Annotated in this window: 21 protein-coding genes; 19 read left to right on the plus strand and 2 right to left on the minus strand. The window is 66.7% G+C overall.

Going from position 1 to position 22,277, the window contains the following annotated elements; genetic code table 11:
• Positions 1–2: 2 nt before the first annotated feature.
• The 10 genes from ACWKV7_RS20620 (at position 3) to ACWKV7_RS20665 (ending at position 8,313) form a co-directional block, all read left to right on the plus strand.
• Positions 3–1,964 (plus strand): phage terminase large subunit family protein, encoded by a 1,962-nt coding sequence (locus ACWKV7_RS20620; protein ID WP_483859574.1) that lies wholly within the window; start codon positions 3–5, stop codon positions 1,962–1,964.
• Between the two features lie 20 nt (positions 1,965–1,984).
• Positions 1,985–2,209 (plus strand): hypothetical protein, encoded by a 225-nt coding sequence (locus ACWKV7_RS20625; RefSeq protein ID WP_483859575.1) that lies wholly within the window; start codon positions 1,985–1,987, stop codon positions 2,207–2,209.
• Positions 2,209–3,675 carry a phage portal protein gene (locus ACWKV7_RS20630; RefSeq protein WP_483859576.1) on the plus strand — a complete coding sequence of 489 codons (1,467 nt, stop codon included), beginning with the start codon at positions 2,209–2,211 and terminating at the stop codon, positions 3,673–3,675. The genes ACWKV7_RS20625 and ACWKV7_RS20630 overlap by 1 nt, the downstream gene beginning before the upstream one ends.
• Positions 3,659–4,855 carry a head maturation protease, ClpP-related gene (locus ACWKV7_RS20635; RefSeq protein WP_483859577.1) on the plus strand — a complete coding sequence of 399 codons (1,197 nt, stop codon included), beginning with the start codon at positions 3,659–3,661 and terminating at the stop codon, positions 4,853–4,855. The genes ACWKV7_RS20630 and ACWKV7_RS20635 overlap by 17 nt, the downstream gene beginning before the upstream one ends.
• Positions 4,852–5,487, plus strand: coding sequence for a head decoration protein (locus ACWKV7_RS20640; RefSeq protein ID WP_483859578.1), 636 nt, complete (start codon positions 4,852–4,854; stop codon positions 5,485–5,487). The genes ACWKV7_RS20635 and ACWKV7_RS20640 overlap by 4 nt, the downstream gene beginning before the upstream one ends.
• 68 nt (positions 5,488–5,555) lie before the next feature.
• Entirely contained in the window at positions 5,556–6,542 is a 987-nt protein-coding gene (locus tag ACWKV7_RS20645) for a major capsid protein (protein WP_483859579.1), read from the plus strand.
• 1 nt (position 6,543) lies between these two features.
• Positions 6,544–6,855, plus strand: a complete 312-nt coding sequence (locus ACWKV7_RS20650) for a hypothetical protein (protein ID WP_483859580.1) — start codon at positions 6,544–6,546, stop codon at positions 6,853–6,855.
• Position 6,856: 1 nt separating this feature from the next.
• Positions 6,857–7,294, plus strand: coding sequence for a hypothetical protein (locus ACWKV7_RS20655; RefSeq protein ID WP_483859581.1), 438 nt, complete (start codon positions 6,857–6,859; stop codon positions 7,292–7,294).
• Positions 7,295–7,305: 11 nt separating this feature from the next.
• Positions 7,306–7,509: a hypothetical protein gene (locus tag ACWKV7_RS20660; protein WP_483859582.1), complete on the plus strand. Its 204-nt coding sequence runs from the start codon at positions 7,306–7,308 to the stop codon at positions 7,507–7,509.
• 48 nt (positions 7,510–7,557) lie between these two features.
• Positions 7,558–8,313, plus strand: coding sequence for a phage tail tube protein (locus ACWKV7_RS20665; RefSeq protein ID WP_483859583.1), 756 nt, complete (start codon positions 7,558–7,560; stop codon positions 8,311–8,313).
• 24 nt (positions 8,314–8,337) lie between these two features.
• Here the strand turns inward: ACWKV7_RS20665 and ACWKV7_RS20670 are convergent, their stop codons facing one another.
• A complete protein-coding gene (locus ACWKV7_RS20670) occupies positions 8,338–8,814 on the minus strand; it encodes a hypothetical protein (protein ID WP_483859584.1) in 477 nt (158 codons plus the stop codon).
• 149 nt (positions 8,815–8,963) lie between these two features.
• Here ACWKV7_RS20670 and ACWKV7_RS20675 point away from each other — a divergent pair, with 149 nt between their 5' ends.
• The 9 genes from ACWKV7_RS20675 to ACWKV7_RS20715 are packed head-to-tail and all read left to right on the plus strand — an operon-like array spanning position 8,964 to position 21,313.
• Positions 8,964–9,557, plus strand: coding sequence for a PH domain-containing protein (locus ACWKV7_RS20675; protein ID WP_483859585.1), 594 nt, complete (start codon positions 8,964–8,966; stop codon positions 9,555–9,557).
• Between the two features lie 21 nt (positions 9,558–9,578).
• Positions 9,579–10,046: a hypothetical protein gene (locus tag ACWKV7_RS20680; protein ID WP_483859586.1), complete on the plus strand. Its 468-nt coding sequence runs from the start codon at positions 9,579–9,581 to the stop codon at positions 10,044–10,046.
• A gap of 59 nt (positions 10,047–10,105) precedes the next feature.
• The gene (locus ACWKV7_RS20685; protein WP_483859587.1) at positions 10,106–13,444 is read left to right on the plus strand and encodes a tape measure protein; all 3,339 of its coding nucleotides are present in this window, start codon (positions 10,106–10,108) and stop codon (positions 13,442–13,444) included.
• On the plus strand, positions 13,445–13,843 hold the full coding sequence (locus ACWKV7_RS20690; RefSeq protein ID WP_483859588.1) for a hypothetical protein: 399 nt from the start codon (positions 13,445–13,447) through the stop codon (positions 13,841–13,843).
• A 48-nt stretch (positions 13,844–13,891) separates the two neighbouring features.
• Positions 13,892–17,467: a hypothetical protein gene (locus ACWKV7_RS20695; protein ID WP_483859589.1), complete on the plus strand. Its 3,576-nt coding sequence runs from the start codon at positions 13,892–13,894 to the stop codon at positions 17,465–17,467.
• The gene (locus tag ACWKV7_RS20700) at positions 17,467–18,456 is read left to right on the plus strand and encodes a hypothetical protein (protein ID WP_483859590.1); all 990 of its coding nucleotides are present in this window, start codon (positions 17,467–17,469) and stop codon (positions 18,454–18,456) included. The genes ACWKV7_RS20695 and ACWKV7_RS20700 overlap by 1 nt, the downstream gene beginning before the upstream one ends.
• A 3-nt stretch (positions 18,457–18,459) precedes the next feature.
• Positions 18,460–19,308, plus strand: coding sequence for a hypothetical protein (locus tag ACWKV7_RS20705; RefSeq protein ID WP_483859591.1), 849 nt, complete (start codon positions 18,460–18,462; stop codon positions 19,306–19,308).
• Complete coding sequence (locus tag ACWKV7_RS20710; protein ID WP_483859592.1) at positions 19,308–21,077, plus strand: hypothetical protein; 1,770 nt, start codon at positions 19,308–19,310, stop codon at positions 21,075–21,077. Before ACWKV7_RS20705 ends, ACWKV7_RS20710 begins: the two co-directional genes overlap by 1 nt.
• Positions 21,077–21,313, plus strand: a complete 237-nt coding sequence (locus ACWKV7_RS20715) for a hypothetical protein (RefSeq protein ID WP_483859593.1) — start codon at positions 21,077–21,079, stop codon at positions 21,311–21,313. Before ACWKV7_RS20710 ends, ACWKV7_RS20715 begins: the two co-directional genes overlap by 1 nt.
• Positions 21,314–21,539: 226 nt before the next feature.
• Here ACWKV7_RS20715 and ACWKV7_RS20720 read toward each other — a convergent pair whose 3' ends face one another.
• Positions 21,540–22,241, minus strand: a complete 702-nt coding sequence (locus ACWKV7_RS20720; RefSeq protein ID WP_483859594.1) for an endonuclease — start codon at positions 22,239–22,241, stop codon at positions 21,540–21,542.
• Positions 22,242–22,277 lie beyond the last annotated feature (36 nt).

The raw sequence follows: 22,277 nt of genomic DNA on the forward strand, positions 1-22,277 counted from the left end.
CCATGGAATACCCGTATGCCGACGGTGCCGCCACGTACCGCGCGGCATACCGCCGAGGGCTCAAGCCCGACCCCGAACTCTGGATCGATGAGTGGGCCGATGCCTACCAGCGCATCCCCCGCGAAACCGGCGCCGCCGAGCCCGGCAAGTACCACACCGAGCGCACCCCCTACGCCCGCGAGCCGATGCGCTGCCTGTCGCCCAATCACCCGGCCAAACGGGTGGTCACCATGGTGGCCTCACAGCTGATGAAGACGCAGATCGCGCTCAACTGGATCGGCGGCTGCATTCACATGGCGCCGGCCAACATCCTCGCGCTGTTGCCGAGCATGGGTCTGGCCAAGCGGGTATCGAGCCGGATCAGCAAGACCATCGACGCGGTGCCCGAACTGCGCGAACGCGTGGCCAAGCCGCGCTCGCGCGATGCGCGCAACACCATCGACACCAAGGAATTCGAAGGCGGCACGCTGTACTGCACCACCGCCGGCTCGGCTGCCAACCTGGCGGAGCTGGCGGCGCGCTACATCTACGGCGACGAGATCGACCGCTGGGAAATCGACCTCAACGGCGAAGGCGATCCGATCGAGATCGCCGAGGCACGCGGCTCCACCTTCGGCCGGCGGGCGAAGTTCTACTACTCCAGCTCGCCGACGCTCAAAGGCGTGTCGAAGATCGCCGACCTTTACGCCATCAGCGATCAGCGGCACTTCTACGTGCCGTGCCCGCACTGCCGGCACATGCAGGTGCTGGAGTGGGAAAACCTCAAGTACAGCGACGACTTCAGCCGCGTGGATTACCTCTGCGCCAACCCGGCCTGTCACGCGCAGATCGAGGAGCACCACAAGACCGCCATGCTCGCCGCGGGCGAGTGGCGCAGCCATGCCGAAGGCGACGGCGAGACGGTGGGCTTCTACCTGAATGCGCTCTATGCGCCGCTCGGCTGGGTCAGCTGGGCCGGGTTGGCCAAGCAGTTCGAGAAGGCCCGCAAGGCACAGGAGAAGGGCGACCTGGAACCCATGCAGGTGTTCTACAACACCCGCTTGGCCCGGGTGTGGGACAGCGCCCAGGAGATGACCAAGGCCAGCGAGCTGCGGGCCCGCGCCGAGGACTTCCCGCTGGGCAGCGTGCCGCGCGACGCCCTGATGCTCACTGCCGCGGTGGACACCCAGGGCGATCGCCTGGAGCTGCTGGTGATCGGCTGGGGCGAGGGCCTGGAGCGTTGGACTGTGGATCACCAGGTGATCATGGGCAACCCTTCGGACGAGCGCACCTGGGCGCTGCTGGACGACAAGCTCAAGCACCGTTACCGGCACGCTTCGGGCGTCGAGCTGGCCATCGTTGCCACCGCGGTGGACTCCGGTGGCCACCACACCGACGAGGTGTACCAGTTCACCCGCCTGCGCCGCTGGCGCAACGTGTTCGCGGTGAAGGGGCACAGCAAACCCGGCCGCCCGGTGATCGCCCAGCGTCCGTCGAAGGTCGACGTGACTTGGAAGGGCACCACCGAGAAACAGGGCGCCGAGCTGTGGATGCTCGGCACCGACACGGCCAAGGACTGGATCTACAACCGCTACCCGCTGGCCGAGGGCCCCGGTGCCTTGCACTTCTCCAAGGATCTACCGGACGACTTCTATGACCAGATCGTCGCCGAACGAAAGATCACCCGCTACGTGCGCGGACACAAACGCACCGAGTACGTGAAGGCCAAGGCCGACCGCAACGAGGGCCTCGACCTGCTGGTGTACAACCTGGCGATGGCCCACTACCTGGGCCTGCACCGTTACGGCGTCAACGACTGGCAGCGCCTGAAGATGGCGGTGTCGCAATCCAGCCTGTTCGCCGAGCGGCCGGCGGCGGAGCCCGCACACGAACCCGACAACCCGCCGTCGCCGCGATCCGCGCCGGCGAGCGTGGCGAAACCACCGGCGCGGCGCAGCTCGCGCAGCGCCTACCTGGGGCGGTGAGCGCCCCCCGCGAGGTCAGCATGACAACTGCACAGCAGCGCCTGGACGAGGTCCGGGCGTCGATCAAGGACATCCTCGAAAAGGGCCAATCGGTACGCAAGGGCGACCGCCAGATCGACCGCGCCCAGTTGGCCAGCCTGCGCATGCTCGAAACCGAGTACGCCGCCCAGGCCGCGCGCGAGGCGGCCAACCAATCGAACCGCCCGCGCATGAGCCGGCTCTACCACCGAGGCAAAGGCATCTGATGGCCCGTATCCGCAACACGCCCAAGCGCATTCGCAACAGTTACGAGGGTGCCGGCACCGGCCGCCGCGCGGCGGGCTGGGACGCCCCGGACGTCGCCCTGAATGCCATCGCGATTCCGGCGTTGCCCACTTTACGCAAGCGCTCGCGCGCCGCCGTGCGCAACGACCCCTATGCCTTCAGCGCCATCGACCGACGGGTCAGCAGCCTGATCGGCAGCGGCATCACGCCGCGGGCCAAGACCAAGGACGCCGCCGTGCGCTCGGCGCTGCATCAGCTGTGGGAGGACTGGGTCGACGAAGCCGACGCCGATAACCTCACCGACTTCTACGGCCTGCAGGCGATGATCGCGCGCATGGTCGAGGAGAGCGGCGAATGCTTCGTGCGACTGCGCACGCGCCGCGTCGAGGACGGCCTGGCCGTGCCCCTGCAACTGCAGGTGCTGGCCCCGGAGTTCGTGCCGACCGAGAAGAACTTCCGCACCCGTGCCGGCAACCCGGTGCGCGCCGGCATCGAGTTCAACGGCATCGGCCAGCGGGTGGCCTATTGGATGTACAAGACGCACCCCGGTGATGCCAACGCCAGCCAGTACAGCTACAACACGCTGCACCGCATCCCGGCGGACCAGGTGCTGCACATCTTCGAGCCGCTGGAGGGTGGCCAGTTGCGCGGCGTGCCGCGACTGGCGCCGGTGCTGCTGCGGCTCAAATCGCTGGACAACTACGACGACGCGGTGCTGTTCCGTCAGGAGGTGGCGAACCTGTTCGCCGGCTTCATCACCCGGCCCGCCAGCGAGGGGCCGCCGCAGCTCGATCCGCAGACCGGCCAGCCGTATCAGCTCGATAGCGACGGCGCGCCGATGGTCGGCCTGGAGCCCGGCACCATGCAGGAGTTGCTGGCCGGGGAGGAGGTGACCTTCTCCGACCCACCGGATGCCGGCAACACCTACGTCGAGTTCATGCGGCAGCAGCTGCAGGCGGTCGCCGCCGGCGTGGGGCTGCCCTACGAACTGCTGACCGGCGACATGGCCGACATCAGCGACCGCGTATTGCGCGTGCTGCTCAACGAGTTCCGGCGCCGCATTGAGCAGCTGCAGTTCAGCGTGTACGTCTACCAGCTTTGCCGGCCGGTGCGCGCCGCCTGGCTGGACACCGCCGTGCTGTCCGGCGCCATTCGCCTGCCTGCCTATAGCGAGCGGCGCCGCGAATACCTGCGCACGCGCTGGGTACCGCAGGGCTGGGCCTATATCCATCCGGTGCAGGACGTGCAGGGCAAGCTGCTGGAGATCAAGGGCGGGCTGAACAGCCGCAGCGAACACGTGCTGCGCAGCGGCTACGACGCCGAAGTCATCGACGACGAAAACGCCCAGGACAACGCCCGCGCCCGGCGCCTGGGCCTCAACTACACCACCGACACCGTCGCGCAAGCGACCGAGCAAGAGGACAAACCCCATGAAGACGCTGCGTAACTACTGGTCCGGGCTGTGCCTGATGCTGGTCATGCAGGGCGCCCGCGCGCTGCCGATGCCGCGCATCCGCAACCTGGGCCCGCAGGAGCAGCCCCGCGACCACTGGTACAGCATGCGGGTCACCGAGGAGGGGATCGAAGCCATGGTGTATGGCGAGATCGGCTACTGGGGCATTAGCGCCGAGGTGTTCGTGCGCGACCTCAAGGCCCTTGATGATGGGCAGTCGAAGGTGGTGGTGAGCTTCGCCACCATCGGCGGCGACCTGATGGAGGGCATCGCCATCCACAACGCCCTGCGCGATCTGGGCGAGCGCTGCGAGGGGCGCATCGTCGGCGCCTGCTACAGCGCCGGCACCGTGGCCGTCTCAGGGGCCCACCGGGTGACCATGGCCGACAACGGCCTGTACATGATCCACAACCCCAACATCGACTGGCTGCAGGGCGCCGAAAGCGCCGAGCTGCGCGCCTACGCCGATCTGCTGGACAAGTCCCGCGAGCTGATCGTGGCCTGCTACAAGCGCCGGCCGCTCAATCTGGGCGACGACGAGCTGCTGGCCAAGATCAACGCCACCACCTGGATGACCGCCGCCGAGGCCAAGGCCCTGGGCTTCATCGATGAGGTGCTGGTCGGCGCACAGATCAAGGCCGCGCTCGGCCACGCCAAGCTGCTCAACCGCTACCGCAACGCCCCGCCGCAGGCTCGGGAGTTGGTCACCAACCTGCAGGAGCAGGCGCCGGAAGATCCGCCGTCTGACCCGGAGCTGAACCCGGAGGCGCCACCGCCGGAACCGGCGCCCGATCCGGTTGCGCTGGCCGAACAGCTTACCGCCGAATGCCAGGCGGCCGGCCTGGCCAACGTCGCGCCGCTGCTGATCAAGGCCAGCGGCCTGAAGAGCGCCGCTGCGGTCCAGGCCGAACTCAGCCGGGCCAAGGCGCTGCGTGACCTCTGTGTGCTGGCCAAGCTGCCGGAGCGGGCGGTCGAGCTGATCCGCGACGGCCTGGATGCCGATGCCGCGCGCATTCAGCTATTCGACACGCTGGTCCAGCGCAGCAGCCAAGTGGAAATCAACAACAAACCCCCGCTGGACGAACTCCAGCCGGCCCCGGCCGCCAAGGTCGTGGACCCTGGCGCCATCTATGCCAGCCGTAAACCCAAAGCCTCGACAGGAGGGCAGCCATGAGCATCAAAATCGAAGGCGTACACGCCGGGGAATTCCTTCTCTCGGAGGCCAGCGGCACCCGCAGCCGCGAAGAAGTGACCCTCAGCGCCGGCGCCGGCCGTCTCGCCGCCGGCACGCTGATCGCGCAGATCACCGCCGCCAACGCGGTGACCGCAACGGCCAAGGCGGAAAACACCGGCAACGGCACCGTCAGCGCGGCCTCGGTGACCAGCGCCGCGATCACCGGCGATTATCAGTTGACCATCACTGCCGCCGCGGCCAATGGCGGCAGCTTCGAGTTGATTGACCCGCTCGGCGCGGTGGTCGGGACCGGCACCGTCGGCGTGCCGTTCAGCGGCAAGGGCCTGAGTTTCACCCTTAGCGATGGCGCCACCGATTTTGCCGAAGGCGACGGCTTCACCCTGAGCGTGGTGGCGGGGCTGGGCGAATGGCGCCCCTATGAAGACGGCGGCACCGACGATGGCCGGCGCACGGCGGGCGGCATTCTGTTCGCCCCGGTGGATGCCAGCCTGAACGACGTGCGCGCGGTGGCCATCGTGCGCGACGCCGAGGTGATCGAGCGCCTGCTCACCGGCCTCGATGCCAATGGCCGCCTCGATCTGCTCGCCCAGGGCATCGTTATTCGCCCCTGATCCCTGGCCTTCCTACCGCTGACACCCCAGCCCGCACCTGCGGGTTTTTTCGTTTCCAGGAGCCCGACATGGCTGAGATTTCCATTTTCGAAGACGACGCCTTCAGCGTCACCTCGCTGCTCGCCGTCATCAACGAAGAGCATCCCATTCCCGGACAGATCGCCGCCTCGGGTCTGTTTACCGAAGAAGGCAGTACCACCGTCACCCAGCAGATCGAGAAGGACGGCGACGTGCTCGAACTGGTGGCGGCGGCCCCGCGGGGCGCGCCGGGGCAAGTGGTGATCGGCAGCAAGCGTCAGCTGATCCCGTTCAACTGCGTGCACCTGCCGCAGGAGTTCACCATCATGGCCGACGAGATCCAGGGCATTCGCGCCTTCGGCAGCCGCACCGAGCTGCAGGGCGTGCAGGCGGTGGTGAATGCCCGCCTGGACAAGGTGCGCGGCCAGCTCGACCTCACCCATGAATACCAGCGCATCGGCGCCATCAAGGGCCAGGTGCTGGACAAGGATGGCAGCGTGCTGGTCGACCTCTACCACCAGTTCGGCATCAAGCAGCAGAAGCTGAAAATGGAGTTCGGTCAGGTGGACGTCAGCGTGCGGGCCGGCGAAGCGCTCGACATGCAGGAAGATGCCTTGGGCAACGCTACCGGCACGGGCGCGATTGCCTGGTGCGGCCGACGCTTCTGGACGGACCTGATCACCGACGAGTCGGTGAAGGAAACCTATCGCAACCACGAAGCCGCCGCGGCCCTGCGCGGCGACCGCCGGCAGGCGTTCGAATTTGGCGGTGTGCTGTGGATTCGCTATCGCGGCAAGGTCAACGGTGTGCCCTTCGTGGGCGATGACGAAGCCTACCTGGTACCCGACGGTGTGCCGGGCCTGTTCAAGTCGGTGTTTGCTCCGGCCAACTACACGGAGACGGTCAACACCCTGGGCGTGCCGTACTACACCAAGCTCGAACGCATGAAGTACGACAAGGGCGTGCAGGGCGAGGCGCAGTCCAACCCGCTGCACCTGTGCACCCGCCCGCGCGGCAACATCCTGTTGACCCGCTGATATGGCCGGTTTCTCGGACCTTATCGACGATCTCGACGACGCAGTGATGGACAGCCTGAACGATGGCACCGCCGACTACCTGTCTCGCACGGGGGCGGTGCTCGTTGAGGGCGTGCCGGTGATCGTGGAGCAGGGTGTGGAGCGCATCACCGAGAGCGGTGCCCTGCAACGCCAACGCACCTTCTGCGTGCGCCAGGCCCTGCTGCAGCCGTTCGATCGCCAGGGCGCCTTCCGCATGGAGGGCAAGACCTGGCACCTCGACGGCATCGCCGAAGACGACGGCCACCTGATCACCTTCTATGTGAGGCCCTGACATGCCCGACGACCTGCAATCGCGCGTGCTCGCCGAACTGGTCGAGGCGCTCGGCGGGGTGCCAGACTTCGGCGCCCTGGTCGAGGAGAACTTCGTACTGCGGGTGATCGATGCCGACGACGAGACGTTGCCCAATGACCTGATCGTCATCCAGCCCGGCGACACCGAGGAGCTGGAGCGGATCGGCGCGGCGGGTATCAAGGAGCGGCTGACGCTGAACATCACCCTGCTGACCCGGCGCCGCGGCTTCGGTCCGCAGCTGCGCGCCGGACGCCTGGCGGTCAAGGCGGCCCTGGCCGGTACCAAGGCTGGGCTGAAGACGCCCGGCGTCATTCAGGCGGCGTTCCTGCCCGACTCGCTGATGCCGGCCGGCGAGGGCCAGCGCTGGTCGGCCCGGCTCATGCCGCTGCAGATCACCTACGTCCAACCCCTGAAATAACGGAGCCACCCATGCCCACGTTCACCGTGAGTGCCCCCTTTCACATCCGTGAAGGGGCGCAGACCCGTGCCATCACGCCAGGCAACTATCGCCCGGCCGCCAACTGCACCAAGACCACGCTCAGCCAGGCCGCCATCGACCATGCCCTGAAGCTGAAGGTGGGGGCCTTCGCCGAGAGGGCCGGCAAGCCTGCCAAGTCCGGCGACACCCAGTAACCCGCGCCCACACAGCGCGCCACCCGAACATCCCGCAAGGAACTCACCATGTCTCAAACCATCGACCGCTCCTTCATCGGCGAGGGCGTGATCTGGGGGCGCGCCTACCAGAGCCAAGACGCCCTCCTGCCGTTCGGCAACTGCGATACCTTCAACCTGCGCTACGCCACCGACCGCAAGACACTGCCCAATTTCATGGGCGGCGGCGGTAACCGCAACGTGCGTGAGCGCCCAACCGACGTCACCGCCACCATCGGCATGTATGACCTGACCCCCACCAACATCGCCCGGGTGACCCGAGCAACGTTGAAAGAGATCGCCGCCGGGGCGGTGGTGGACGAGGTGCTGGCCTGTGCCGGTATTGATGGGGAGCTGATCCCCTTCAAGCACCTGCCCGACCTCAGCGTGGCGCCGGTGATCAAGACGGCAGCCGATGCAGCGCTGAATCCCGGTACCGATTACCTGCTGACCCCACACGGCATCACCGTGATCGGCGGCGGTGGGATCACCGCGGCGGGCATCAAGGCCAGCTACACCCGGCTGAAGACTAGCGAGGTGCACATGCTCAACGGCGCCCAGGTGGAGCTGGAGCTATACATCGCCGGCCTCAACGACGCGCAGTCGGGCGAGCCCTACAGCCTCGCCGTGCGCCGGGCGAAGTTCGGCATGCTGCAGGAGTTCCCGGTGCTCGGTCAGGACTACGTGAAGCTGGAAGGGCCAGTGGAGATCCTCGCCGACCCGACCGTGCAGGCCAGCGATATTTCCAAGTTCTGCGTGATGACGCTGCTGAACAAGGCTGCCTAAGTGCGGGCCATGGATGGCCCAGGTTCATGCAGGCTGCGGTGCTTTGCGCTTGGTGGCCTTGGGCTTGGGCAGCGGTGTCGGGGCGAGACGTTGGGCGGTGCGTTGACCCTTCTTCTTCCGCCACTTGGCGAAGTCATTGAGGAAGTCCCGCTTCTTCAACCACATCACCTCGTAGATGTAGATCGGCGCCGAAAGCATCAGCACAAAGGGCAATTGCTTGGGGGTCTCGGCAACCAGTAGCGGCAACGAACACAGAAAGACCATGCCACTGAGAACGAAGATGGCCTGATAGACGCCGCTGCTTACGATCTCGCGCTGCAACAGTAGCGAGTCGGCCGAGATTTCCTTAAAGCGGGTAATTTGCTGTCGCTTTGCTTTGCGGCTTCGTAGCTTCCATTTTGCTGCGAAGTGGCGGGCGAACTTCGGTGAGATTCCAATAATACCTGTGAGCAAAGTGCTCAGGATGATGGCCGTCCAGCCAGTTGGGTTCAGCAAATCCATGTGCACGGTCTCCTGCATGACAAAGCAGCGAGTGTAACGAGCCGAGTGATGGACGAACATCTTCCGCCGCAGCGGTGGGAAGCAAACCGAGGCTGTGTAATGGGCGGTCTGGTGCTAATGTCTCCCGACTTTGAGAACGGAGACACCCTATGCAATGCCCAGCCTGCGATCACGAAGCTCCTGCATCAGCCTTCGGTGATCCTTTGCGCTGTCCGGATTGCGGCGCGTTTTACGAGAAAGCGCTGTTGCTAAAACAGCAGAGATCCTTGGCTGAGCTGAAGTCGCAGCCATCCGAGTCAATCGCTGCTCCGCTCGATGATTTGGACGAGATTCCCCCTTACATCCGTGGCTCACTCTCGGCTGGTGAGCGCGTCGAGGCAGTCTTCACGCTGCACTGGGCATCATGGATATCCGTCTGGCTATGGGGATTGGCCGCTGTCCTGACTCTGGGAATACTCCTGCCGGTGGCCATCTATCAATGGCTGAAACTACGGTCGCTGGAACAAGGGTTGACCAATAAGCGAGTCATTGTGAAGCGTGGCATCATCAGCCGGAAAACCGAGGAGATGAAGCTGGGTTCGGTTGAAACCGTCGAGTTGGACCAAGGCGTTCTCGGTCGGATGTTCGGGTTCGGAAACGTAAAGGTCACCGGAAGGGGAATCAGTGATGTGGTCTATCGGAGCATTGATGACCCGATTGAAGTGAAGCGCAGAATCGAGAGCGTGAGTCATCCGGCTGGGTGAGCGTTAAGCAGGGAGTATCAAATGAGCAGAGCTATTTCTATTTTTCACGCAGAATCAGTATCAGAGAGCATCCGGACCCATGGCATTGTCACGTTTGAGTGCGAGGAGCTTCGCTCTCTGCGAACAGTGGAATACGTAGTGACCTACGATCGCTATCAAACCCCGGTTTGGGTTGCCAAAATCAGAAAGTTTTCCTTTGAAGTAGCTGCTGACAGCAGTGAGGTCACTGCTCATTTGGAGGGGTTGATCAGCACGCGGGAGATTGATCCTCAGCTTCGTATGGAGTTGTTCCGTCGTTTCTCCGATGAAGTGCTGAACGGTTCTGTCCTGCATGAAATCAATGCTGAGAGAATCCAGCAAGCAGCTGAGACTATTAGATTCACCGCAGACTCAACCCTGAGCCTGCTTAGCTTGGCTGAAGCCACTCGGCGCCTGGCCTGGACCTATGGCGTGGCGGAAGACAGGGTCAGTATTCAAATCAAGAACTGACCAACAGGTACACATCTAAACCCGCTTCGGCGGGTTTTTTATTGCCCGGAGAAACCGAGATGGCAGGCATTAAAGAACGCCTGATCCAGTTCATCCTGCGCGGCAAGGACGAACTATCGCCGGCGGCGGCGAAGTCCAGCGCAGCCATCGATGGTCTACGCCAGGAGGCCGAAAAGCTCGGCCAGGCCCTGGACTCGGCCAAGGCGGCGACCGGCCTGGCCAAGGGTATCGATGACACCCGCCGCACCTTGGAGCAATCGCGCCGCGCCCTGAGCCAGACCGAGCAGCAGGTGCGCGAACTGCGCGAGGCCCTCAATGCCTCGCCCGAAGCCGCCGGCCTGCAGCAGTCGCTAAAGGATGCCGAGCGTGAGGCCAGCCGGGCGCGCCGGCAGATCAGTGCGCTGACATCCAAGCTGGAAGACCAGGAGAAGGCCGCGCGAGCGGCCGGCATCGACGTCGACAACCTGAGCGACGAGCAGCAGCGCCTGGCTGCCGAGGTTGGCCGAGCCAGCGCAGCCCTGGGCGAGAACACCGAGCAGCTCAAGGCGGCCCATCGGGCGAGCGCCGCCGCCGCGCGCAGCTCGGCCGAACATGCCTCGCGGGTCGGTGCGGCGCGTGAGGCGCTGTCCGGCGGCGCCAAACAGGCCCTGGCCTTTGCCGCTGCGTTCGTGGGTCTGAACGCCGTCCTCGGCCTGGTCGCCCGCGGCTTCGCCGCCCTGCGCGACGGCATCGTCGCGATGCTGCGCACCGGCGACCAGTTCGAGGGTTTGCAAACCCGCATGACCGCCCTGATGGGCTCGGTCGCCGCGGGCGAGGCGGCCACCGCCTGGATCAAGGACTTTGCCCGAACCACGCCGCTGCAGCTGGAGGAGGTGACCGAAGCCTTCGCCCAGCTCAAGGCGTATGGCGTCGATCCCATGGACGGCACCCTGCGCGCCCTGGTGGACCAGAACGAGAAGCTCGGCGGCGGCATGGAGCGTCTGCAGGGCATCATCGGCGCGGTCGGCCAGGCGTATGCCAAAAACAAGCTGCAGACCGAAGAGATCCTGCAGCTGGTCGAGCGCGGTGTGCCGGCCTGGGATCTGCTGGCCAAGGTCACCGGCAAGAACGCCAGCCAGCTGGAGGAGCTGGCGAGCAAGGGCAAGCTTGGCCGCGACGTGCTGGCGGCCCTGGTCGCCGAGATCGGCCGGACCAGCACCGGGGCGGCCGAGGCCAACATGAGCCGCTTGAGCGGCCTGATCAGCAACCTCAAGGACCAGGCCAGCGACTTCCTCAACCGTATCGCCGAGTCCGGGGCGCTGGAGTACGTCAAGGGTCAGTTCAAGGCGCTCGGTGACACCATCAGCCAGATGGATGCCGACGGGCGCCTGGATCGTCTGGCCAAGTCGCTGTCGGGCGCGTTCATCGAGGGCGCCGAGAAGGTGAAAGCCTTCGTCACGCAACTGCTCGAGGTCGACTTCAAGACCTTGGCCGACGACAGCAGCGCCTGGCTCGACGGTTTCGGCAGCAAGATCGATGACGCCACTCAGCGCATCGCGCTGTTCGTCGCACCGTTTCGCACGCTGTTCAACGGCCTCACCGCCGGTATATCCCTGGCCGGCGCGGCACTGACCAGCTTCGGCAACCGCATGCTGGCCGTGTTCGCCACCGTGGCCAAGGCAGTGCCCGAGTCCTTCGGCGGCGAGCGACTGCGCGCGGCCATCGCCGACGCCCGGCAGATGCTGGACGGCATGACCGACGGCTTTCTGGAGCAGATCCGCCAGGACGGTCAGGACATCGAGGACACTTGGCGCAACACCGCTCAGGCCGCCGCCGACAGCGCCGCCGAGCAGACCGCCGCGGTGAAGAGCGAAGCGGAACAGCAGCGCATGCTCAATCAGGCGCTGGCCGATGAGCTGGTCGCCAATCAGCAGCGGGTGAAGGATGCCGCCATTGCCGCGGCGGTGGCGGGCACCCAAGCCATCACCGATATGGCCGACGCCGTGCGGCTCATCGATATGGCGTCCAGCGTGCAGCAACTGGAGGGCCTGCGCGGTGCTCTGCTCAAGGCCTTCGCCGAGGGCCAACTGAGCCAGGAGCAGTTCGCCCAGGCCACCAACCTGCTCAACGGCCAGCTCCAGCAGTTGGGCACGGCGGCGGAAGGGGCGGGCGCCGCGGTATCGGACCTGGACGACAAGCTCGGCGACCTGCAGGCGGTGCAGCAGGCGATAGCCAGCGCCAAGACCGACGTCGACATCAACAACATCCGCAGCGCCCTGCGCCGACTGTACAACGACGGCGAGATCTCCGCGGCGCAGTACAACGCCGAGCTGAAGAAGACCAGCGAGCGCCAGCAGGAACTCAAAGGCGCCGTCGTCGCAGGCACCCAGGCACAGCGGGAAAAGAACCAGGCCGACCGCGACGCCATCGTCACCAGCGAGCAGCTGCGCCGGGAGTCCGGCAAGCGCATGGAGGCCGAGCGCAAGGCCGGCGACGCGGCTATGCAGGCGCGGCGCAAGGGCAGCGAAGACGCCAAGCGCGACCTGTCTTCCATGTCCGACTTCGTCGGCGGGGTGATGACTCGCGCGCGCGAGCCGCTGGCCGCGATCAGTGCCGCGGCCCTGGAAGCGTTCGACCGCCTGCGCGGTCTGGCCAGCACCAAGGTGGAGATCGACACCAGCGACCTGTCGGCCACCGAGGCCTCCCTGAAGCGGGTCAACGAGCAGTTGGCGGGCATCAAGCAGGCATCGCTGACGCCCGGCATGTCGGCCTTCAGCCGCTGGCAGACGCAGACCCAGGTGCAGAGTCTGGAGCTGCAGAAGTCCGCCCTGGGGCAGAAACTGGCCCTGCAGAGCCTGATGAACCGCTACGAAAGCGGTGCGATGACGCTGCGCCAGTTCGTCTCGGCGGCCAAGGGGGCCAAGAGCACCCTGGGCCTGCTCGATGAAGCCGACCTCAGTGGACTGGAATCAGCGATCCGTTCAGCCGAGCAACAGATGCGCCAGATGGGCGAATCGACCCGCTCGACCTTGGAGAGCCTGCAGGACGAACTGGACGGTCTGGAAGGACGCCAGGCGGACATCGAGCGGCGGCGCTTCGCCGCCCGCCAGCGCGAGCTACAGGCGCAACTGGCCGAAGCCCGCGCCAAGGGCGACAGCGACGCGGTGACCAACGTCAACCGTTCCCTCGGTCTGCTGCGCCAGATCGAGGCGGCCACCGCCCAGCAACGGCAGCGCGAGGAGCAGGAAAAGCGCATCGAGGCGGCCAAGCCGTCCGCGCCGGCTGCCCCGCCGCCCACGCCGAGCAAGGTGATCCGCCTGGAGAGCAAGGGCAGGGCCGTCGAGGTCGCGCTCGCCAACCCCACCGACGAAACCACGCTGCTCGGGCTGCTTGAAGATGCCGGGCTGAGGACGCTGTAGATGATGCTCGATGACGTGCCGCTCGACGACCAGTTCGAGTGGGTGGACGAGTTCGACTGGTCGGCGGTGGAGCAGACCCAGGAGCGCTCACTCAGCGGCGCGCTGATCGTTCAGGAGGGCGTCAAGCGCTACGGGCGGCCGATCACCCTGGCCAGCAACGGCGGGGTCTGGACACCGCTGGCGGTGGTGCGGCAACTGGAAGCGATGCGCGACCAGCCTGGGCGGATCATGCACCTGACCCTGGCCGATGGCCGCCAGCACTGGGTGATCTTCAATCGCGTGGACGGCGCGCCGCTGGAGGCCAAACCGCTGTTTCGCGAGGTGCAGCCAGCGCCCGAGGCGGATTACGACGTCACCCTGCGCCTGATCAGCGTGGCGCCGCCACCACCCACCCCCTGATACCGACCAGCCCGCCGCGTGCGGGCTTTTTTCTGCCTGGAGATCCGCATGGCCATCACTGCCAGCGACGTGAAGCTGCTCAAATCCCAACGCCTGACCGACGAGGCCGACGGCGGCGGCCGAGCCACCGGCCACGCGGTGGTGGATGGCGAGGTGAACAACCTGTTTCCCGACATCAGCCGCCTGGACCGCACCACCGGGCGCATCAACCTGCGCAAGGTGTTCGCCGGGGTGATGACCAGCAACGCCGACCAGTACCTGGGCGCCCACGCCATCGTCACCGAGGCGCCAGCCGATCCGCGGGTGTCGGTGCTGCTGTTCAACACCCACAGCCAGACCGACGTGCGCGCCGACGCCCGCGATGCCATCGAGAGCTATGTGGCCGCGGCCACCGCCGCGCCCTTCGACCTGCTCGGCACCCAGTTGGCCGGCCAGCGCGGTCTGGCCTGCGTGCAGCGCGAGGAGCAGCGCATCCCCGAGGTCGGCGAGGTGTACCAGCTCAGCGGCCCGAACGGCGCGCAGTACGTGCGCATCATCGGCGTCGAGCACCGTCTGGAAGCCTTTACCTACGAGTATGGCCAGGGCAACTTCATGAACTTCACCCGTCGCCGTCTCGACCTGGCCCTGAGCGCGCCGCTGCTGCGCGAGTTTCCGGGCGGCCAGGTAACGCCGGGCGGGACCAGCGCCACGGCCCTCAGCGGCCAGACCAAGGCGCGGGTGCTGAGTACCCAGGTGGCCGATGCGGCGCGCTACTACGGCATCAGCCCGCTGGCCCAGGCGGTCAGCGCCGGCGACCTCAACCTGCGGCTGCAGAGCGTCTACGCGCAACTGGTGCCGAGCACCACTAAGGAATCGGCGCTGGTCGATCTCCTGGCCGGCTACCAGCGGCAGCTCTACCTGCCTGCCGGGCCCGTGCGCACGGTCAACCTGAGCGTCGCCGCGGGCGCCCTGGCGGGGGAGTCGCGTACTTTCCTGGGCAGCGGCTGCGCGCCCGGGTCGCTGAGCCTGACGGTCAACGGCGGCACCTATGCCGACGACCGCAAGGGTGGACTGCGCTTCGTCTCCGGCAACCACTGGTTGAGCAGCGGGCGGATCGACTACCAGACCGGCGAACTGACCCTGGTGCGTACCGGCAGCGCCTGGACCGGGTCCGGCGCCGCCAGCTACCAGCCGGCGGCAGCCGCGACCGGCGACACGGTCACCGGCGAGGTGCCGATCACGCCCGGCAGCCGCGGCTATGTCTACACCCTGAACCTGGCCGATGCCCTGCCGCGCCAGGGCACCTTGGTGGTCAGCTACATGGCGCTGGGCAAGTGGTACGAGCTGCGCGACCTCGGCGACGGCCTGCTCAGCGGCGAAGGGGCGGGCACCATCAGCTTCGCCACCGGATCGGTGTCGCTGACCCTCGGTGCCCTGCCGGATGTGGGCAGCTCGCTGGTCTACAGCTACGTCAGCGCCGCCGACAACAGCATCACTTCGCGCACCGGTGGCAATCTGGTGCCGAACCTGGAAGTGCGGCATACCCTGCCCGGCGGCGGTGTGTTGCCGGGCTCGCTGAGCGTCAGCTTCAGCGCCGGCGGGCAGACCAAGACACTGACCGACGATGGCTCCGGCAAGCTCACGGGCAGCGGCGGTACCGGCAGCATCAGCTATGCGGCGGGCGAGGTGGTGATCCAGCTGAGCACCACACCCGCCGGCGGCATCAGCTATGCCTACCAGCAGGGGGCGGTCAACGCCGCGCCGCTGAACGTCACGAGCGACGGCAGCGGCATGGCCAGCTTCACCCTTCCCGGTGCGCCGTTGAAACCCGGCAGTGTGCGCATCGGCTGGGTGACCACGCGGCGCCAGGCGGCCCCGGCGATCAACTGGGACGTGGTCGAGAGTGGCAACACCTTGCCGGTGTACGACGGTTACCGCGATCACGCGCAGAGCGCCAACGACAACGGCAATGGCGGTTGGCAGGGTGGGCGCCTGGGCAGCATCGACTACGCCACCGGCGCCTGCACCCTGCAGGTGGCGCAGCTGTACGACTACCAGGAGTACGTCTACAGCAAGCGCAACGTCAGCAACTGGGGCGCGCGGGAACCGGTTCTGGTCACCACCAACGTGCAGCTGCGCGAGACCTTCGGTGGGCTGCTGACCACCCAGGCCCAGCCCGCCGGGGTCAGCAGCGCGGCCAAGACCGCCAGCCAGCCGCAACCGCCGCTGACCTTCAACCTGTTGCCAGGCGTGGCCGAGCCGATCGTGCCCGGTTCGCTGTTGTTCAGCTGGAACGGTGCGGTGTATTGCGACCGTTCCGGCATTCTCTACCGCGACATCAACAGCGCCACCAATGCCGGCACCGCGGTCGGCACCGTCAACTACGCCGCCGGCACCGCCACGCTGACCAGCTACCCGGACAACGCCAGCGGCCCGGCGAGCCTGTTGGCCTGCCTGACCACCAAGGCCGGCTTCAGCGTCACCGCGGTGACCTTCCGCACGCCGGGTGCGCCGCTGCGCCCGGCCAGCACGCAGATCACCGCGGTGCGCAGCGACACGGCCGAGGTGATCACCGCCACCGCCAACCTCAACGGCGAGTTCAGCCACCCGGTGATCCGCGGCGCAGTGGATATCAAGACCGGCATCGTGCGGGTCAGCTTCACCCTCGATCCCGACGACGCCAGCGGGGCCAGCGAGGTACCGGTGCTGCCGCTGCTGCTGCGCTACAACGCCGTGGTGCAGACCCAGCTGCCGCTGGATGCCGGCCTGCTCGGCCTGGACCCGGTGCGGCTGCCCGCCGATGGCCGAGTGCCGATCTACCGTCAGGGCGACGTGCTGGTGGTCCACCACACCGGCGAGCTGTCGGTGCCGGCGCCCACGCCGGGAGGCACGCTCAACCTGGGCCGGCAGCAGCTCGCCGCGGTGGACGTGCTGGACGCCAACGGCGTGCCGCTGCGCCAGACGTCCTACAGCGTCGACCGCGATGCCGGCAGCCTGACCTGGGCCAATCCGCTGGTGTTGCAGGACGAGGCCGGCAACCCGCTGGCCACGCCGCTGGTGGTCCGCCATCGGGTCGAGCACATGACCCTGTGCACCGAGGTGCAGATCACCGGCGAGCTGGGCCTGAGTTCGCCACTGCCCTGGAGCCTGCCGGCCGGCAACACCTGGGTCTCCAGCGCCGTGACCTGGGGCGACCTGCGCGCGCGGGTGCACGGCTGGTTCACCCAGCAGACCTGGAGCACCGGCGCGCCGAACTGGACCGACGCGCCGCAGGGCAACACCACCACCGCGCAGTACAACAGCCTGGCCTATCCGCCGGTGATCACCAACAAGGGCGCGGTCGACGGCAAGTGGGCGCTGGTGTTCACCGGCTCGACCGCGTTCCAGGTGGTCGAGGAAAAGCTTGGCGTGATCGCCGTGGGCAGCACCGCCAGCGACTGCGCGCCGATCAACCCGCTGACCGGCGAGCCGTACTTCCTGATCCGCAAGGAGGGCTGGGGCAGCGGTTGGGCCGCGGGCAATGCCGTGCGCTTCAACACCGACTCGGCGCTGGGCCCGATGTGGGTAGTGCGCACCGTAATCAGTGGCCAGGGCACGGTGGATAACGACGCCTTCAAATTGCAGATTCGAGGAGATGCCGACTGATGGTCGCTCGCTATTACAGCTGGAAAGACACCGGCGGGCCCGGCCCGCAGTCCACCACATCGGGGAACTACCTGCTCACCCGCCTGCGCACGATCCTGCGCGCCTGCCTGATCGACGGCTACGCCGGCCAGGCGCCCGCCGGCTGGTCGCTGGTCAGCGAGTTCGATGAGGCGATCACCCTGCGGCCGGCTTCGAACTGCGCGCAGGTCACGCTTCACCTGCATGCCGGGTATCCCAACGGGGTCTACGACCTCTACCTGCACGAGGGCATTCTCGACGCCAGCACGCCGTTGCCGCGGGGCATCAATACCCGCTCCTATCAGTACAGCGCCGACAGCAACGCCAGCTTTACCCGCCGCCACACCGTCTATCACGGAAGCTCGTCTGCGGCCTGGTACTGGTCGCTGATCGCCGATGAAGAGACCTTCGTGCTCAACGTCAACCTGGCCACGGCGTTCACTGCCGCCGGTGCCGCCTATTCGCAGCTGCTTTACGTGGGGCAGTACCGCAACTGGAACGGACTGAACGGGGTGCAGGGCTTCATAGCCGTCGGCGGGGGCTACACCACGGTCAACAGCAGCAGCGGTAACCATGACGGTTGGCTGTTCCAGGGCGGCTACACCAGCCTGCGTGATCAGAAGACCGGCGTGGCGCTGACCGGCATCGGCAACGAACTGTCAGCCAATCCGTTCCGCTTTCACAGTTCGAGCAGTTGGATCGCCCGAGGGGAGGGTGACAACCCGCCGCGCTTCAGTTTGCTGCAGCCGCAAGTGACCGACGGCAGCAACTTCGTCGGCGAACTGCGCGGCCTGCTGTACGACCCGACCCTTAGCCGTTACTCGCCGGGGCATCTCGCCAGCCGGCTGGGCATCACCGAGAGCTACAACTCGATGGGCGAGCGGCTGGACTTCGACGGGGTGCCGATGTCGTTTCAGGTGTGCTCGACCGGCACGCTGTTTTTCTCCACCGACCCGCAGTTCTGGACCTGAACCATGCCCAGCTTCCGTCTACCGCTGCAGCTCAAGCCGAAGCTGTGGGTGCAGCGCTACGGGTCGCAGCCGCGGGTATTCGGGCGCGTTTTCTGCCCGGCATCCCCCAGTTGGAGCCCAGGCCCCTACCAGCCGCTGTCGGTAAACGTGCTGCGCGAAGGCGAGCCGTCACCGGTTCGCTCGATCGTGCGGATCTACCGGGGCGATACGGTGATCGCCGATCGGCTGCTGGCTGTCTACCAGGTGCGCCAGGCGCCGGTGAACCAGCAGTTTCTCGCCAGTGAGCTGCGCGGCCAGTTCGTCGTGCAGGTGGTGGACGAGGGTGAGCCGCGCCTGGGTATCCTGCGCTGGCCGGTGTTCGACGCCAACACCAGCCTGCTGCTCTACAACCTCACCGAAGGGCAGGGCGGCCGTGACCCCACCGTGCCAGCCCGGATCGCGACCCGCAGCCGGGTGAGCGGGCAGGATGCGGTGCGCCAGGTGGTAGTGATCGAACGGCAGCTGGACGGGGACTGGCGGGTAGCCGGGGCCGGGCAGACCGCCCTCGATGGTACCGCCGACATCGCGCTGGAGGTGACGGCCGGCGGTACCCGCTATGCCCTGGGCCTGGATGACTGGGGGCTGCCGTTCGAAGCCAATGCCGCGGTGGCGGTGGGTCAGCGCATCCGTCCCAGCCTGTTCGCCGGATGGCTGTACGAAGTCACCGAGCCAGGCCAGCTGCCGGCCAGCGAGCCGATCTGGTGGCCAGCCGAGGGCGATAACGCCTCGCGCCCGCTGGGCACTGCCCGGGCGATCGCTCGGCGCTACTTCCAACCGATCGCCCATGGTCCCGTCAACGTCGAGCTGAGCTGATGCTTACCACTCTTGTGGGCGGTGCCTGGAGCACCGCACGGATCATCGCGCGGGCACCCGCGGCCAGCCCCTGGGCCCCCTCGCCGCCGTGTGATCAGGGCCTGGCCAGCGCTTGGCTGCCGGCGCCGGCAGAGGACCGGCGCGCCGATCCGCTGCCCTGGAATCAGGTGCCGGCGCGCGACCACGGCACCGCGCCTGCCTGGCAGATCGCCGATCCGCTCGGCGTGCGGCCGTGGCAGGCGCCCTGGCAGTGGATCACGGCGCGCGACCTGCTCTGCCGGGGCCGCTGGAATCGCAGCTGGCAGCCGCGCCAGGTGCGCCTGCGTCTGCTCTACAACCCGCGGCCGGCGAGCAAGCAGTGCCAGGTCGCGGCCGGCCATCGGCGGGTGAACGAATACGGCCCGCGGCACGATGCGGCCCATGCCCTGCAGCACAGCCTCTACGTGCCGGGTGCACCGCTGGGTTTCCACTTCGGCGGGCGCCCCTACACCCCCAGCAACGCGCCGCTGGTGTTCTTCGATTTTCGCTACCAGCCGACCCGATCGCCGATTCAACCGGCCGACACCCAGCGCCTGGGCGTGGCCTGGGGGAGGGCGCGAACGCTGAGTCGATCGCTGCGCCTGCCCTGGGGCTGGGGGCGGGTGCTCGACGGGCGCCTGACCGGCATCGACTACGTGGACTACCCCGGCCCAGTGAAGCCGCTGCCACCGGCTCCGCCCACGCCGGACCTACTGGATACCTACATGATCGCCAACACCGTCAACCTGGTGGTGCTGCCCTCGCGCACACCCATCGAGGCCAAGAACGTCAAGGTCAGCCTGGATGCGGACAGCTTCAGCTGGAAGTTCAGCGCCGACATCTTCACCCAGGCCGCCCTCGACCTGGTCAAGCCGGGCGCCGAAGGTGCCAAGGAAATCGAGCTGGATATCAACGGCTGGCTCTGGGTTCTGCTGGTGGAGCGCTACAGCCGCAACCGCAGTTTCCCCGGCGAGGCGTACAGCATCAGCGGTGCCACCCGCAGCCAGCTGCTGGCCGAGCCCTACGCACCGCTGCGTACCGCTCTGAACGACGCGCCGATCACTGCCCGCCAGGCCGCCGAGGCGGAGCTGCTCAACACCGGCTTCAGCCTCTCCTGGGACAGCGTCAACCTCGGCCCGGCCGACTGGACGTTTCCCACGGGGGCGCTGAGCTACCAGGGCCAGACCGCCATGCAGGTGATCGCGCGGATTGCAGAAACGGTTGGCGCCGTGGTGCGCCCGGAGCGTGATGCCGATCGGCTCGAAGTGCGTCCGCGCTACCCGGCGCCGCCCTGGGAGTGGAACGAACCCACCGCACCGGTGGAGCGCATCATCCCGCCGGCGATGATGACCGACCTCAGCGGCGAGTGGACGCCGCAGCCGGCCTGGAATGCTTGCTACGTCTCCGGGACCAGCCACGGGGTGTCGATGCTTGTACGTCGCGCCGGCACCGCCGGGGACAATCCGACCCCGGACGTGTTCGACGACTGGCTGACCGGCGAAGAAGCCAACCGCGCCCGGGGCATCCATGAGCTGAGCAAGGGCGGCAACATCGAGATCGTCGGGGTGACCATTCCGCTGTTCCCGGCCGGCGACGACAAGGGTGTCGGCCTGGTTCTGCCGGCGATGCTCTGTCAGGTCCCGGAAGAGAGCGGCACCTGGGTCGGCCTGTGCCTGTCGGTAGACATCAACGCAACCGGTACCGGCGCCGTCAGCGTGAAACAGCAACTGAAACTGGAGCGGCACCACTGATGGCGACGGTAAACCCCTGGAAACGCTTCATCGGCCTGCTACCAGGCGGTGTGCGCACCGTGGCAGTGGTGCGCAGCATCGACACCGGCACCGGTCTCAGCACCGTCGAGCTGCGCAGCGGCACTCGTGTCACCGTGCGCGGCGTCGATGTACCGGCAAACAGCCGGGCCTACATCGCCGACGGCGTGATCACCGGGCCGGCGCCGGAATTGCCGCATCTGGATGTGGATGTGTAACTGCGCCGGGTTGGCTGGCTGGTACCAAGGCGGCTCGATACTATCGAGGCACCTGTCATGCACATGAGGTCTCTCTGGATGGACAACTCACCCCATTGGTATTGGGCGATTTTCGTACCGCTTTTTTTGTTGGCCATCTACGGCGCTTACACACTGGTGGACTACAAGCTTGCCGAGGCTGAGTGCATGCAAAAGCTAGTGCGTAACCCCGGCGCAAAGTGCTGAGTCAACCGCGTTTGCAGAGCGCCATATTCACTTCGCCCACGTAGGGATTGCCGTGTCCCATGGCGCAAGCCGTTTTCTGGTTGCGCCAGCGTTCCCATTCGGTGACCGGGTATTGCCGATTCCAGGCTTCATAGGTGCGCCGGTCAAGTTTGGAAAGGCGAAGCTGGTAGCGGTCGGCCATGTACAGGTAAATCCGCGCGGCGGGGCCGCGGGCCTGCTCAGGTGGCATGGCGGTTTTCTGTTTGAAGTTCACCACCATCGGGCAGGCCCCGTACTGGTAGGGCTGTTCGGCCAGCATGCCCAGGGCGTGGTTGGAGCGGTCGCCGTTCACCTCGCCAATGCTTGGCACCAGGTTGTGCAGGTCGGCCTCGGCCGCCTGAAAGACCGGATCGTTGGCCGTGCAGTTGCGCCGGCCGCCGTTCTGCCAGCACTGCCGCTGATGGCCGATCACCCAGGCCGGTACCACGTGTTCCCATTCCACGCGGCCCGCACGGTTGGCGTTCTTGCGTGGGCGATAGCCACAACTCGCTAGATCCACCCGATTGCCTGTGTATTGGCAGCCGCAGTAGAAGGTCACCTGCTGCTCGGCGTAGAGCTTCCAGGCGATCTTTTTGGCTTCGTTGAACGTGCGCGGTGGCTGAATGTCGGCCACGGCTTGAACAACCAGCAGCAGCCCTGCCAGCAGCGTGAATACTCGTTTCATGTGATAGCTCCCCCAACAGGGGCGCGATTATGCCGA

It is taken from the genome of Zestomonas ipomoeae (genome assembly GCF_057128665.1).

Excerpts from the sequence above, each read along its gene's own strand:
- ACWKV7_RS20660 (WP_483859582.1), top strand. The coding sequence starts at position 7,306 with ATGCCCACGTTCACCGTGAGTGCCCCCTTTCACATCCGTGAAGGGGCG.
- ACWKV7_RS20675 (WP_483859585.1), top strand. The coding sequence starts at position 8,964 with ATGCAATGCCCAGCCTGCGATCACGAAGCTCCTGCATCAGCCTTCGGT.
- ACWKV7_RS20650 (WP_483859580.1), top strand. The coding sequence starts at position 6,544 with ATGGCCGGTTTCTCGGACCTTATCGACGATCTCGACGACGCAGTGATG.
- ACWKV7_RS20720 (WP_483859594.1), bottom strand. The coding sequence starts at position 22,241 with ATGAAACGAGTATTCACGCTGCTGGCAGGGCTGCTGCTGGTTGTTCAA.
- ACWKV7_RS20640 (WP_483859578.1), top strand. The coding sequence starts at position 4,852 with ATGAGCATCAAAATCGAAGGCGTACACGCCGGGGAATTCCTTCTCTCG.
- ACWKV7_RS20665 (WP_483859583.1), top strand. The coding sequence starts at position 7,558 with ATGTCTCAAACCATCGACCGCTCCTTCATCGGCGAGGGCGTGATCTGG.
- ACWKV7_RS20630 (WP_483859576.1), top strand. The coding sequence starts at position 2,209 with ATGGCCCGTATCCGCAACACGCCCAAGCGCATTCGCAACAGTTACGAG.
- ACWKV7_RS20645 (WP_483859579.1), top strand. The coding sequence starts at position 5,556 with ATGGCTGAGATTTCCATTTTCGAAGACGACGCCTTCAGCGTCACCTCG.
- ACWKV7_RS20710 (WP_483859592.1), top strand. The coding sequence starts at position 19,308 with ATGCTTACCACTCTTGTGGGCGGTGCCTGGAGCACCGCACGGATCATC.
- ACWKV7_RS20700 (WP_483859590.1), top strand. The coding sequence starts at position 17,467 with ATGGTCGCTCGCTATTACAGCTGGAAAGACACCGGCGGGCCCGGCCCG.
- ACWKV7_RS20655 (WP_483859581.1), top strand. The coding sequence starts at position 6,857 with ATGCCCGACGACCTGCAATCGCGCGTGCTCGCCGAACTGGTCGAGGCG.
- ACWKV7_RS20715 (WP_483859593.1), top strand. The coding sequence starts at position 21,077 with ATGGCGACGGTAAACCCCTGGAAACGCTTCATCGGCCTGCTACCAGGC.
- ACWKV7_RS20685 (WP_483859587.1), top strand. The coding sequence starts at position 10,106 with ATGGCAGGCATTAAAGAACGCCTGATCCAGTTCATCCTGCGCGGCAAG.
- ACWKV7_RS20690 (WP_483859588.1), top strand. The coding sequence starts at position 13,445 with ATGATGCTCGATGACGTGCCGCTCGACGACCAGTTCGAGTGGGTGGAC.
- ACWKV7_RS20680 (WP_483859586.1), top strand. The coding sequence starts at position 9,579 with ATGAGCAGAGCTATTTCTATTTTTCACGCAGAATCAGTATCAGAGAGC.
- ACWKV7_RS20635 (WP_483859577.1), top strand. The coding sequence starts at position 3,659 with ATGAAGACGCTGCGTAACTACTGGTCCGGGCTGTGCCTGATGCTGGTC.
- ACWKV7_RS20670 (WP_483859584.1), bottom strand. The coding sequence starts at position 8,814 with ATGGATTTGCTGAACCCAACTGGCTGGACGGCCATCATCCTGAGCACT.
- ACWKV7_RS20625 (WP_483859575.1), top strand. The coding sequence starts at position 1,985 with ATGACAACTGCACAGCAGCGCCTGGACGAGGTCCGGGCGTCGATCAAG.
- ACWKV7_RS20705 (WP_483859591.1), top strand. The coding sequence starts at position 18,460 with ATGCCCAGCTTCCGTCTACCGCTGCAGCTCAAGCCGAAGCTGTGGGTG.
- ACWKV7_RS20695 (WP_483859589.1), top strand. The coding sequence starts at position 13,892 with ATGGCCATCACTGCCAGCGACGTGAAGCTGCTCAAATCCCAACGCCTG.
- ACWKV7_RS20620 (WP_483859574.1), top strand. The coding sequence starts at position 3 with ATGGAATACCCGTATGCCGACGGTGCCGCCACGTACCGCGCGGCATAC.